This is a genomic window from Ruminococcus sp. MCC718 (genome assembly GCF_018783905.1).
Lineage (GTDB): Bacteria > Bacillota > Clostridia > Lachnospirales > Lachnospiraceae > Hominisplanchenecus > Hominisplanchenecus faecis.
The window spans coordinates 40,240-53,669 of sequence record NZ_WQNP01000095.1 but is presented as its reverse complement, the minus strand read 5'-3'; the positions used below and the strand labels follow the sequence as shown (position 1 = coordinate 53,669).

General features: G+C 45.5%; 9 protein-coding genes. All 9 read left to right on the top strand.

The features are described from left to right. The first annotated feature begins 117 nt into the window (after window positions 1–117). The 9 genes from uvrB (at window position 118) to GPK60_RS08860 (ending at window position 13,429) form a co-directional block, all read left to right on the top strand. Window positions 118–2,103, top strand: a complete 1,986-nt coding sequence (uvrB, locus tag GPK60_RS08900) for an excinuclease ABC subunit UvrB (protein ID WP_173865854.1) — start codon at window positions 118–120, stop codon at window positions 2,101–2,103. 9 nt (window positions 2,104–2,112) lie between these two features. Beyond that, complete coding sequence (gene uvrA, locus GPK60_RS08895) at window positions 2,113–4,950, top strand: excinuclease ABC subunit UvrA (protein ID WP_173896307.1); 2,838 nt, start codon at window positions 2,113–2,115, stop codon at window positions 4,948–4,950. 868 nt (window positions 4,951–5,818) lie between these two features. Beyond that, window positions 5,819–6,817: a rod shape-determining protein gene (locus GPK60_RS08890; RefSeq protein ID WP_147632557.1), complete on the top strand. Its 999-nt coding sequence runs from the start codon at window positions 5,819–5,821 to the stop codon at window positions 6,815–6,817. 20 nt (window positions 6,818–6,837) lie between these two features. After that, a complete protein-coding gene (locus GPK60_RS08885; RefSeq protein WP_215659397.1) occupies window positions 6,838–9,054 on the top strand; it encodes an ATP-dependent RecD-like DNA helicase in 2,217 nt (738 codons plus the stop codon). Then, the gene (locus GPK60_RS08880) at window positions 9,051–9,770 is read left to right on the top strand and encodes a ComF family protein (RefSeq protein ID WP_022119700.1); all 720 of its coding nucleotides are present in this window, start codon (window positions 9,051–9,053) and stop codon (window positions 9,768–9,770) included. Before GPK60_RS08885 ends, GPK60_RS08880 begins: the two co-directional genes overlap by 4 nt. 115 nt (window positions 9,771–9,885) lie before the next feature. Next, window positions 9,886–10,263: a hypothetical protein gene (locus GPK60_RS08875; protein ID WP_215659395.1), complete on the top strand. Its 378-nt coding sequence runs from the start codon at window positions 9,886–9,888 to the stop codon at window positions 10,261–10,263. Next, window positions 10,260–11,252, top strand: coding sequence for a hypothetical protein (locus GPK60_RS08870; protein WP_215659393.1), 993 nt, complete (start codon window positions 10,260–10,262; stop codon window positions 11,250–11,252). Before GPK60_RS08875 ends, GPK60_RS08870 begins: the two co-directional genes overlap by 4 nt. Then, window positions 11,233–12,117 carry a diadenylate cyclase CdaA gene (gene cdaA, locus GPK60_RS08865; RefSeq protein ID WP_330592305.1) on the top strand — a complete coding sequence of 295 codons (885 nt, stop codon included), beginning with the start codon at window positions 11,233–11,235 and terminating at the stop codon, window positions 12,115–12,117. Before GPK60_RS08870 ends, cdaA begins: the two co-directional genes overlap by 20 nt. Further along, a complete protein-coding gene (locus tag GPK60_RS08860; RefSeq protein ID WP_215659390.1) occupies window positions 12,074–13,429 on the top strand; it encodes a hypothetical protein in 1,356 nt (451 codons plus the stop codon). Before cdaA ends, GPK60_RS08860 begins: the two co-directional genes overlap by 44 nt. Window position 13,430: the final 1 nt, after the last annotated feature.

Sequence of the window (13,430 nt, the reverse complement as noted above, 5' to 3'; positions counted from 1 at the left end):
GAATGAACGCCTGTGGAGATAGTAGGTTACGAGGTCTGCGAAGCAGGAAGCCCATTGGCTTTAGACAATGGGTAGTTCACCATTAGTAGTTCAATAAGTATGGATGGAGGTTTTTATATGTCAGAATTTAAATTACAAGCCCCATATCAGCCCACCGGAGACCAGCCGCAGGCGATCGACCGTCTGGTCCGTGGTTTTCGGGAGGGCAATCAGTGTGAGACACTTCTGGGTGTTACCGGATCCGGAAAGACATTTACGATGGCAAACGTCATTCAGCAGCTGAATAAACCGACGCTGATCATTGCCCACAACAAAACACTGGCAGCGCAGCTGTATGGAGAGTTTAAGGAGTTCTTTCCTGAAAATGCAGTGGAGTATTTTGTCTCCTATTATGATTATTATCAGCCGGAGGCGTATGTACCGTCTTCTGACACTTATATTGCGAAGGATTCCTCCATCAACGATGAGATTGACAAGCTGCGTCTTTCGGCAACAACGGCACTGGCGGAGCGGAGGGATGTAATCATCATTTCCAGTGTATCCTGTATCTATGGGCTGGGCAGTCCGGTGGATTATAAGAATATGGTACTGTCTCTGCGGCCCGGTATGGAGAGGGATCGGGATGAGGTGATCCACAAGCTGATTGACCTGCATTATGATCGAAATGATATGGATTTTCATCGCGGAACGTTTCGCGTGCATGGCGATGTGCTGGAGATTTTTCCGGCAGAATCGGATGAATATGCGTATCGTGTGGAGTTTTTCGGAGATGAGATCGACCGGATCACCGAGATCGATGTGCTGACCGGAAAGAGCCGCTGTGCACTGGAACATATCGCTGTTTTTCCGGCATCGCATTATGTTGTGCCGATGGATAAAATTCTGGAGGCTGCGAAACATATAGAGGAAGAGCTGGATGAGCGTGTACGCTATCTCAAGAGAGAAGATAAATTGATTGAAGCACAGCGAATTGCGGAACGGACAAATTTTGACATTGAGATGCTCAAAGAGACCGGATTCTGTTCCGGGATTGAGAATTATTCCAGACATCTGTCAGGGCTGGAGCCGGGAGCTACGCCGCACACGCTGATGGATTATTTTCCAGATGACTTCCTTATTATAATAGACGAGTCACACAAAACAGTCCCACAGATTGGGGCGATGTATGCGGGAGATCAGTCCAGAAAAAGTACGTTGGTAGACTATGGTTTCCGTTTACCGTCTGCGAAGGATAACCGACCGCTGAATTTTGAAGAATTTGAAAATAAGATCGATCAGATTCTGTTTGTATCGGCGACACCGGGACAGTACGAGGCAGAACATGAACTTCTGCGTGCTGAGCAGATCATAAGGCCGACCGGACTACTGGATCCGAAAGTAGAAGTACGTCCGGTCGAAGGGCAGATCGATGATCTGATCGGAGAAGTCAACAAAGAAGTCGAAAAAGGAAATAAGATTCTGATCACAACATTGACAAAGCGTATGGCAGAGGACTTAACCGATTATATGAAAGAAATCGGCATCCGTGTTCGTTATCTGCATTCGGATATTGATACGCTGGAACGAACAGAGATCATCCGGGATATGCGGCTTAATGTATTTGATGTGCTGGTCGGTATCAATTTGCTGCGAGAAGGTCTTGACATTCCGGAGATTACGCTGGTTGCCATTCTGGATGCGGATAAAGAGGGATTTTTGCGTTCGGAGACTTCACTGGTGCAGACGATCGGCCGTGCAGCACGAAATGTGGACGGTCATGTGATCATGTATGCGGATGTAATGACAGATTCGATGAAAGCGGCAATCGAGGAAACCGAGCGAAGAAGGACAATCCAAGAGAAATATAATAAAGAACATAATATAACACCACGGAGCATCAAGAAAGCGGTTCGCGATCTGATCAGTATTTCGAAAAATGTAGAAAAAGAGGCTGAGCCGGAAAAAGATCCGGAATCCATGAATTGCAAGGAACTGGAGAGCGAGATTGCGAAAACGCAGAAACAGATGAAAAAAGCGGCAGCAGAGCTTGATTTTGAAAAGGCAGCAGAGCTTCGTGATCGTATGATCATGTTGAAAAAGCATTTGCAGGAGACAGAAGAGTAGGAGGATATTATGGAAAAATCAGAAAAGAAACAGCCAATGATCAGGATTCGGGGGGCAAATGAAAACAATCTGAAAAGTGTGGATCTTGATATACCACGCAACCAGTTTATTGTTTTTACCGGTCTTTCTGGTTCCGGAAAATCCTCTCTGGCGTTTGATACGATCTATGCAGAGGGACAGAGGCGTTATATGGAGTCGCTTTCCTCCTATGCCAGACAGTTTTTAGGACAGATGGAGAAACCGGATGTGGAGAGTATCGAAGGACTTCCGCCGGCGATTTCCATCGACCAGAAATCAACCAACCGCAATCCGAGATCTACGGTGGGAACGGTGACAGAAATCTATGATTATTTCAGACTTTTATACGCGAGAGTTGGGACCGTACACTGTCCGAAGTGCGGAAAAGTTATCAAAAAACAGACGGTCGATCAGATGGTAGATGCGATCATGCAGCTGCCGGATCGTACCAAAATACAGCTGCTTGCACCGGTTGTACGTGGAAGAAAGGGAACGCACGCGAAGTTGCTGGAAAAAGCGAAAAAAAGTGGCTATGTACGTGTGCGGATCGACGGCAACATGTATGAACTGAGTGAGGAGATCGCACTTGAGAAAAATATCAAGCATAATATCGAAATCGTCGTGGATCGTCTCGTGGTAAAAGAAGGGATTGAAAAAAGACTGACGGACTCACTGGAAAATGTACTGAGCCTGGCAGATGGTCTGGCGTTTGTGGAAGTGATTGATGGAGAATTGCTGCGTTTCAGCCAGAGTTTTGCCTGTCCGGACTGTGGTGTGAGTGTCGATGAGATCGAGCCGAGAAGTTTTTCCTTTAATAATCCGTTTGGTGCCTGCCCGGATTGTTACGGACTCGGATATAAGATGGAATTTGACGTAGAACTGATGATCCCGGATCCATCTCTCAGTATTCTGGATGGTGCGATCACTGTGACTGGATGGCAGTCCTGCACAGATAAAGGAAGCTTTACAAGAGCGATTCTGGATGCACTGGCTAAAGAATATCAGTTTGATCTTGCAACGCCATTTCAGGATTATCCGGAGGAGATCAAACATGTCATTATTCATGGCACCGACGGAAAAGTCCTGAAAGTGCATTACAAGGGACAGAGAGGCGAAGGAGTCTATGATGTGGCTTTTGAAGGTCTGATCCGTAATGTAGAACGCCGTTATCGGGAAACAGGTTCCGATACGATGAAGCAGGAGTATGAGTCTTTCATGCGGATCACACCATGTAAGACCTGCAAAGGTCAGAGACTGAAAAAGGAAGCACTGGCTGTTACAGTAGGAGATAAAAATATCTATGAAGTAACCTCGCTGTCTATTGAAAAACTGCAGGAATTTATGGAAAAGCTGACACTTACAAAGCAGCAGGAACTGATCGGAAAGCAGATTTTAAAAGAGATCAGGGCACGTATCCGCTTTTTGATGGATGTTGGACTTGATTATCTGACACTTGCAAGAGCGACGGGTACTCTTTCCGGAGGTGAGGCACAGAGAATCCGTCTGGCAACCCAGATTGGTTCCGGACTGGTAGGTGTGGCCTATATTCTGGATGAGCCGAGCATTGGACTGCATCAGAGAGACAATGATAAGCTTTTGAATACATTACGAAATCTGAGAGATCTTGGAAATACATTGATTGTGGTTGAACATGATGAAGATACCATGTTTGCTGCCGATTGCATTGTTGACATCGGCCCGGGAGCCGGTGAACATGGCGGAAAAGTGGTAGCAGTGGGAAATGCACAGGAAATTATGGCGTGTCCCGATTCCGTGACCGGGCAGTATTTAAGCGGTGCAAAGAAAATCCCGGTTCCTTCTGTACGCAAAAAGCCGACCGGCTGGCTGAAAGTGGTCGGAGCAGCAGAAAATAATCTGAAGAATATCAATGTAGATTTTCCGCTTGGTGTTATGACCTGCGTGACCGGCGTTTCCGGTTCTGGAAAAAGTTCGCTTGTCAATGAAATTTTATATAAACATCTGGCAAAAACGCTGAACCGTGCCAGAACCATTCCGGGCAAACACAAAGACATTGTCGGTATGGAACAGCTTGATAAAGTGATCGCCATTGACCAGTCACCGATCGGAAGAACACCGCGTTCGAATCCGGCAACATACACCGGCGTATTTGATCAGATACGAGATCTGTTTGCAGCAACACAGGATGCGAAAGCACGCGGCTACAAAAAAGGAAGATTCAGTTTCAATGTAAAAGGAGGACGCTGCGAGGCATGTTCCGGAGACGGAATCCTGAAAATTGAGATGCATTTTTTGCCGGATGTTTATGTTCCATGTGAAGTCTGCGGCGGAAAACGCTATAACAGGGAGACATTGGAAGTAAAATATAAAGGAAAAAGTATCTATGATGTGCTCAATATGACGGTAGAAGAAGCACTGGGATTCTTTGATTCTATTCCGTCCATAAAACGAAAGATCCAGACTTTGTATGATGTAGGATTATCCTATATCCGCCTGGGACAGCCATCCACCGAACTTTCGGGCGGTGAAGCACAGCGTATCAAACTGGCAACGGAGCTTTCCAAACGCAGCACCGGAAGAACCATTTATATTTTAGATGAGCCGACAACCGGACTGCATTTTGCAGATGTTCATAAACTGATCGAGATTCTGCAGAGACTTGCAGAAGGCGGAAATACTGTAGTTGTGATCGAACACAATCTGGATGTGATCAAAACAGCGGATTATATCATCGATATCGGACCAGAAGGCGGCGATAAAGGAGGAACCGTGATCGCGAAAGGAACGCCGGAAGAGGTGGCGAAAGCTGAGAAGTCTTATACCGGAAAATACGTGAAGAAATATCTGTGAAGATTTTCTTAATGTGCAAATGAATGTTGTAAAAAATAGTTTGGTAAAAATAGGACGCCATGATGATTCGAAAACAATCTCCTGACACGCATCGTTTCCTGTTCGGTTCGCTCGCCTGTTAGCCGCCCTTCGCCTAAACTCGCCTCTTCGAGGCTCAGACAGCGGCTCTCTGGGGCGGCAACATCGCAAACCTCACGACGGAAGCCTCGCTACCGTCAGAGTGATTTGTTTTCGAATTCATCATGGCTGTATTATTTTACGCACTATGTTTTACAATGCGGTTTCGTTTGCACATTGCCAAAAGCTACTGGCCTGCCCGGGGTCGCTTAAGCGGAAAGCTTTTTCAAACCACAGATATTTGCTAAAAAACTTTCCGTTTCCATAGTGTAATCGGCTGGGCAGGAGGTGTGGAGGCTATTTCTTCTTTCAACACAAGAGGAGATGTGAAGTGTAGAATTGTGCCGAACAGGAAACGATGCGTGTCACGTGACCTGTCTTTTTACGTCTGGCACTCTGTAACACTTTCTGTTCATTCTTTTGTACTGAAAAAGAAAAAACGGAACTTGTGACATAAAAATGAAGAAGACACCTGCGGTGCCTTCTTCAAAGGAAAGAGAAAAATTAAAATATTTTGAGGGAGTACTACGCAACGTGTGGGTGTTGCGTAGTGTGAGTTATGAAATATATTAGCTCTTCACTAATACAGCTACAGTATAGAATAGAAATGTGTTAAAAGTATGTCTTAAATATTAATAAAAAATGAAAAGAAGAAAAAAATAAAAACCCCTTTTCAAGAAGAAAGCCGTTGTATATAATAAACCAAGGACAGGCAGGGGGAAGATCCTGATGGAGAAAGGAGAACACAGGAATGAATTCAACAGATATTGGAATAGATCTTGGCACTGCGAGTATACTGGTGTACGTGAAAGGAAAAGGCGTTGTTTTAAAAGAGCCTTCCGTAGTAGCCTTTGACCGTGATACAAATAAAATCAAAGCAATCGGAGAGGAGGCAAGACTGATGCTTGGGCGTACACCAGGCAATGTCGTTGCAATTCGCCCGCTGCGTAAGGGCGTTATTTCTGATTATACCGTGACCGAACAGATGCTGAAGTATTTTATCCAGAAAGCGATCGGCAGAATGTCTTTTCGCAAACCGAGGATCAGTGTCTGTGTGCCGAGCAGCATTACAGAGGTCGAGAAAAAGGCGGTGGAAGATGCAACCTATCAGGCAGGTGCAAGAGAAGTTTCTATTATAGAGGAGCCGATCGCAGCAGCCATCGGAGCAGGGATTGATATTTCCAGACCATGCGGCAATATGATTGTGGACATCGGAGGGGGTACCTGCGATGTCGCTGTGATCTCTCTGGACGGAATTGTTGTGAGCACTTCGATCAAAGTCGCCGGTGATGATTTTGATGAGGCAATCATCCGTTATGTAAGGAAAAAACATAATCTTCTGATCGGAGAACGTACGGCAGAAGATATCAAGATCAATATTGGAACTGCGATTGAACGTCCGGATCAGAAAGTAATGGAAGTAAGAGGGAGAGATCTTGTTACCGGCCTGCCGAAAACCGTTCGTGTGACTTCAGAGGAGACAAGAGATGCTTTAAAAGAGACAACTTCACAGATCGTTGAGGCAGTACATGGCGTTCTGGAGCGTACGCCGCCGGAACTGGCAGCCGATGTTGTGGATCGTGGTATCGTGTTGACGGGGGGCGGTTCACTGCTTGGGGGCCTGGAAGAGCTGATCGAAGAGAAAACAGGCATTAATACGGTGACTGCAGAAGATCCGATGACCGCAGTAGCAATCGGCACCGGGAAATTTGTGGAGCTGACAGCCGGCAATGGCAAACTGATAGAGTAAGGGGATTTAAGCAGAAATTCATGGATAAAATAAAAGGATATATAGATCATCTGATTTTTCGGAACAGTGACAATGGTTACACGGTTATGGTTGTGAACCACGAAGGAGAAGAACTGACCTGTGTGGGTACCTTCCCGGTGATCACAGAAGGGGAGCTGATCGAAGCGACCGGGTACTATACCGAACATGCAGTTTACGGGACACAGTTCCAGATCCAGAAACTGGAAATAAAAGATCCGGAAGATACGGCGGCGATCGAACGTTATCTTGGTTCCGGTGTGATCAAAGGGATCGGAATCGCACTGGCAGCCAGGATTGTGCGGAAATTTAAAGAAGATACTTTTCGCATTATGGAAGAAGAGCCGGAACGACTGGCGGAAGTCAAAGGAATCAGTGAGAAAAAGGCCCGTGAGATCTCAGAACAGGTATCAGAAAAAAGAGATATGCGAAAAGCGATGATCTTTTTGCAGCAATATGGTATTTCCAATACACTTGGAGCCAAGATTTATAAGCAGTACGGAGCAAGACTGTACGCTGTGATTCAGGACAATCCATATCAGATGGCAGACGATATAAATGGCGTCGGATTTCAAATCGCGGATGAAATAGCCTCAAAAGTCGGGATCCATACGGATTCAGATTTCCGGGTCCGCAGCGGTATTCTGCATGTGCTGACCAGGATCTCTCTGGAAGGTCATGTGTATCTGCCGAAGATGGAGCTTCTGGCAAGAACGGTGGAGCTTCTGGGCGTAAGTCAGGAGCTGGTAGAGAAACATATCATGGATCTGGCAGTAGAACGCAGGCTGATACTCAAAGAGCAGGAGAGGCAGATTTGCGTATATGGGATCAATGCCTATTACACGGAATTGAATACAGCAAAAATGCTCCATGATCTGAACATATCCTGCAAGATCGATGAGAAGAAGATCAGCAGGCGAATGGATAAGTTGGGAAAACATTCCGGGTATGAGCTCGATGAGCTTCAGAAAGAGGCAGTGGTTACAGCTGCCGGTCACGGCCTTTTGGTTCTGACCGGTGGTCCGGGAACAGGAAAAACAACAACGATCAATGCAATGATCGATTATTTTGACTCAGAAGGTCTGGAAGTGCGACTGGCGGCACCAACCGGACGGGCAGCCAAACGAATGCAGGAGGCGACCGGCTGTGAAGCACAGACCATACACCGCATGCTGGAGATTTCCGGGGCAGCAGATGAGGAAGAAGGACCAAAACAGTTTGAACGAAACGAAGAGAATCCGCTGGAGGCAGATGTGATCATTGTGGATGAGATGTCCATGGTGGATATTTATCTGATGCATGCCCTGTTGAAAGCTGTCACCGTTGGAACAAGACTGATCCTGGTTGGTGACAGGGATCAGCTGCCTTCCGTGGGACCGGGAAGTGTCCTGAAGGATATCATAGAATCAGAATGTTTTCCGGTAGTGTGTCTGACACACATTTTTCGCCAGGAGGGCGGAAGTGATATCGTTTTAAATGCCCATAAGATCAATAAGGGTGAACACATCGTGATGGACAATAAGAGCCGGGATTTCTTTTTCCTGAAACGGGAAGATGCAAATGTGATCATCAGTGTTGCACTGACACTGATCCAGAAAAAATTACCTTCTTATGTAGATGCAGATCCGTATGATATCCAGGTTCTGACACCGATGCGGAAAGGGCTTCTTGGTGTGGAACGTCTCAATACGATCTTTCAGCAGTATCTCAATCCACCGTCACCGGAAAAGAATGAGAAAGATACCGGCAGATGCAAATTCCGGGAAGGTGACAAAGTCATGCAGACCCGCAACAACTATCAGATGGAGTGGGAGGTACGCGGAAAATATGGGATTCCGGTTGACAAAGGCTGCGGTGTTTTTAACGGTGACATGGGCATTATCCGTGAGATCAATACATATGCAGAAATGGTGACAGTGGAATTTGATGAGTGCCGTTTTGCAGAATATTCCTTTAAAGAGCTCGAAGAGCTGGAGCTTGCCTATGCACTGACGGTGCATAAGGCACAGGGAAGTGAATATCCGGCCGTGATCCTCCCGCTGCTGAACGGACCGAGGATGCTGATGAACCGAAATCTGCTCTATACAGCGGTCACAAGAGCACGTTCCTGCGTTACGATCGTCGGAAGTCCGTATGCGGTCAATCAAATGATCGATAATAAATATGAACAGATACGCTACACATCCCTGAGGCAGCGGATCTGTGAATTTGTATTATGATTCAGGCACTGGAGGAGATGATCACGCTCCTCTATCCAAGACGCTGTCCGCTTTGTCAGGATATTTTAACAGATAAAGCGGCACTTATTTGTATGAAATGTCGAACAAAAGCAGTACCGATCAGGGGACCGAAATGTAAAACGTGTGGGAAGCCGGTGGCATCTTTGGAAACAGAGTATTGTCCGGACTGTCAGGAAAAAACGCATTTTTTTACATCGGGAAGGGCTGTTTTTCTCTATGAAAAAGAAATCAGGAAATCTGTATATCAGTTTAAATTTCACAACAAAAGAGAATATGCCGGATTTTATGTATCGGAAATGGAGCGTGTCTGTGGAGATGAGATCCGCACCTGGAATCCGGATGTGATCATTCCGATTCCGATGTATAAGAGAAAAAAGAGACAAAGGGGATACAATCAGGCAGAAATACTGGCAAAATGTCTTGGGAAAAGGCTTCAGATCCCGGTTGATACAAAAAGCCTCGTGCGTGTACGGAAAACGATACCGCAGAAAAGTCTTGGAAGAAAAGAAAGAGAAATAAATCTGAAAAATGCTTTTAAAACTTCGACAAATGCGTTAGAATTAAAGAAAGTACTGCTTGTGGATGATATCTATACAACTGGGGTTACGATGGACGAAGCGGCGAAGGTGCTTTGGATGGCGGGAGCAGAAGAAGTACATTTTCTTGTGCTTTGTACAGGAAAACCGGATTGCTGAGAGATACTTTTCAGAGACCGGATTTTATGTTATACTGAAAAAAAGACAGAGGAATCATTAAGGGGTAACTATGCTGAATAAGAAAAAAATACGAACAATGTCTAAAATTGCAGTTATGGAAAAGCACCATGGGGAGGAACTGCAAAAAGCCAGAGAATATTATCGCAGTGATTATGTGGCAGTACAGCTGCTGAAAAATGTGTGTTATCTTACTGTTGCATATATGATCGGACTTCTGCTCTGGGGAGTGGCCAATATGGATATGCTGATCGAGAAGCTTAACCGTATGCAGATCAAGGGGATACTGACCGGAGTGATCGTTAGCTATCTGCTGTGTATGACCGCAGGTCTGCTGCTTACCTATGTGATAACTATGAAACGGTATTTTTACGGGCAGGAGCTGTTCCGGCACTATCAGGTGCTGCTGCAGAGACTGGAAGATGAAGATGATATAGAAATACTGGAAGTGACAGATCTCAGGAGGAAAAAGTGAAGGGAATTTATAATATCAGGACATTATTCGAAAAATATTACAGTGAATATGGAAATTACATCGATGCCGCTGCCAAATTTGTTACAGCGTTGCTTCTGTTTATGCAGATCAATGGTCGGATTGGCGGAAAAAGCATTTTTGGAAATATTTTTGTGGAACTGATTCTGGCACTGATCTGTGCGATCCTGCCGCCGAATGTTATGATTGTACTGGCATTTGTCGCAGCACTGCTGCAGTTTGCGTCCGTATCAATTGCATCGCTGGCAGTCGGGGGAGGCGTTTTGCTGGCAGTACTGCTTTTATATTTTGCATTTGCATCGAGACAGGCATGGGCCATGCTACTGACAATCCTCGGACTTTTCTTCCATGTCCCGTGTATTGTACCGATCAGTTTCGGGCTGATGGGAAGTACAATGTCCGCAGCAGGTATGGCTGCTGGAACGGTATTTTACTATACGTTATTGACAATAGGAAAGCTGGGCGGTGCATCGGTGGATCTTGCGATGGCAAAACAGAGCACTGCGGAAAAGATCCTTGCAGAACTGCAGACAATGATCGATACGCTTCTGGGTGAGCAGGAGATGATCCTGATGCTGGTTGTGCTGCTGGCAGTATTTGCTGTTGTATTTCTGGCAAGAAGGATGGCGATGAAGCATGCATGGAAAGTTGCGATCGCAGCGGGTACGGTCATTTATCTGGTGCTGATGATGGCAGGTTACATGATGCTGCATCTGGAGATCGGGATTTTATGGATCCTGATCGGAACATTGATCTCGGCGGCAGTGGCATTTCTGCTGGAACAGTTGTTTTTTAATCTGGATTACCGCAAAATAGAAAATCTTCAGTTTGAAGATAATGATTATTATTACTATGTCGAGGCAGTACCGAAACGATACCGAAACGATGAGGACAGTCAGGAAATGGAAGCAGGAAGAATCGACAGGAAAGGACGTGAACATCATGATGGGCATGAAACAATTCATTCATAGTTATCTTTCCAGCCTTACGTTTACTTATTCCGATGTGTTGGAGATCATCATACTTTCCTTTGTAGTGTACCACATCCTGATCTGGATCCGGAACACCCGGGCGTGGACTCTGATGAAGGGCATCCTGGTCATGATCGTTTTTATCTTTATTGCCACACTTCTGAACCTGGATTCCATTCTGTTTCTGGTCAGCAAAGGCATCAATGCGATCCTTGTGGCAACGGCCGTTATTTTTCAACCGGAGCTGAGGAGGGCTCTGGAACAGCTTGGCGAAAAGAAGTTCCTTTCTTCGCTGATACCGTTTGATATGGAAAAAGATGCAGAGGAACGTTTCAGCGACAAGACCGTCAACGAGCTGGTGAAAGGCTCCTTTGAGATGGGAAAAGCAAAGACCGGTGCTCTGATCGTTCTGGAAAAAAACACCAAGCTTACTGAGTATATAAGAACCGGTATCGAGCTGGATTCTCTGGTTACCAGTCAGCTTTTGCTGAATATTTTTGAGCATAATACACCGCTGCATGACGGAGCAATCATTGTCAGAGGAAACCGTATTATTTCCGCAACCTGTTATCTGCCTCTTTCGGATAACATGGAGCTGAGCAAAGAGCTTGGTACCCGCCACAGAGCCGGTGTCGGTATCAGCGAAGTGACAGATTCTCTGACGATTATTGTTTCAGAAGAGACGGGAAATGTATCCATTGCACAGAAAGGCGTTCTTACCAGAGATGTGACACCGGAAGAACTGAAAGAACAGCTGGTTATTCTTCAGGATAAAAATGTAAGTACAAAAAGATTTAAATTCTGGAAAGGAAAAGGCAAGAATGAGGAAAATATCAACCAGAATAAAGAGAATATTGACCAGTAATCTTGGCCTGAAAATAGTGTCGGTGCTGGTTGCCTGCATGATGTGGATTTTTGTAGTCAATGTGGATGATCCGGAAAAAGTGCAGTCTTTTTCGGATGTAAAAGTGGAAATCCGCAACAGTGACTGTTTTGGCGTGGACAAGACATTCAGTGTTCAGGAGGATACCGATAAAGTAAAAGTATGGGTGAAAGCGAGAGAATCTGTGCTGAACAAGCTTCAGTCAAAAGATTTTAAAGTGGTTGCCGATATGCGGAATGTGACGCTCGGCAATGCAGTGCCATATACACTGGAATGTACCAGCAGTGCACTCACCAAGGCAAACTGGGAGTGTGAACCGGCATCCCTGAAGATCAAGATTGAAAATGTTGTGCAGGAATCGTTCGGTGTGGAAGTGGATACGACCGGGGAGCCGGTCGATGGATATGACATCGGGACTTCTACGATCAAAGAGGGCGATACGATCAATATTGCGGGGGCGGAGTCGCTGATGAATATCATTCACAGAGTCAGTATGTCGGTGAGCGTGAACGGACTTTCTTCGGATAAAACAGTAAAAGGAAATATTGTTGTCACCGATAAAAATGGCACCGATTTTACACAGAGCCAGTTGGATAAGCTGGTCTTTACAACGAGCAGCGGCGACCTGATCAAAGATGGCGTGTTAAGTGCAAAGATCCAGCTCTGGAAAGTAGAACAGAATGTAAAAGTAAATATCGGAACTTACGGTGACCCGGCACCGGGATACTGTGTGTCCGAAGTGAAAGTGACTCCGGAGAATATCAGCATTGCCGGAGATGAAGAGACACTTGCAGAATTGAACGGGGAACTTTCTTTAACGGATATGATCTCTGTAGAGGGTGTTTCAGAAAGTTTTACCTCTGATACGATTAATCTTGCGGATTATCTGAAAGAAAATTATAAAGATAAATTAAAAGTAAAGAGCGGAACGGCTTCAAGCTTATCAGTTCGTGTTATTATGGAGAAGATGGGAACCAAGAAAATTGATATTCCTCTCTCTGCGATTACGATAAAAGGAAGACCGACCGATCTGGATATGGTATTGACACCTGCAGATAAGATCACGGTAGAAGTTGCAGCAGTAGACGGATCGTTGGATAATATTGATCAGAATGATGTCAAGGCAGTGTTGGATCTGACTTCTTATCAGAAAGAAGGGAGACATGAAGTTCCGGTTCAGATCACCCTGCCGGATGGCTACGAACTGACTTCGGAAGTGAAGATTGTCGTAAACCTGACCAAAAAGCAGAAGACAAGCGGCAGCAATACGGTGATTTCAGCTGCGGAGGAGTAGA

What these genes read in the sequence shown, in the direction of transcription:
- uvrB (WP_173865854.1), top strand. Translation starts at nt 118, where the DNA reads ATGTCAGAATTTAAATTACAAGCCCCATATCAGCCCACCGGAGACCAG.
- uvrA (WP_173896307.1), top strand. Translation starts at nt 2,113, where the DNA reads ATGGAAAAATCAGAAAAGAAACAGCCAATGATCAGGATTCGGGGGGCA.
- GPK60_RS08890 (WP_147632557.1), top strand. Translation starts at nt 5,819, where the DNA reads ATGAATTCAACAGATATTGGAATAGATCTTGGCACTGCGAGTATACTG.
- GPK60_RS08885 (WP_215659397.1), top strand. Translation starts at nt 6,838, where the DNA reads ATGGATAAAATAAAAGGATATATAGATCATCTGATTTTTCGGAACAGT.
- GPK60_RS08880 (WP_022119700.1), top strand. Translation starts at nt 9,051, where the DNA reads ATGATTCAGGCACTGGAGGAGATGATCACGCTCCTCTATCCAAGACGC.
- GPK60_RS08875 (WP_215659395.1), top strand. Translation starts at nt 9,886, where the DNA reads ATGGAAAAGCACCATGGGGAGGAACTGCAAAAAGCCAGAGAATATTAT.
- cdaA (WP_330592305.1), top strand. Translation starts at nt 11,233, where the DNA reads ATGAAACAATTCATTCATAGTTATCTTTCCAGCCTTACGTTTACTTAT.
- GPK60_RS08860 (WP_215659390.1), top strand. Translation starts at nt 12,074, where the DNA reads ATGAGGAAAATATCAACCAGAATAAAGAGAATATTGACCAGTAATCTT.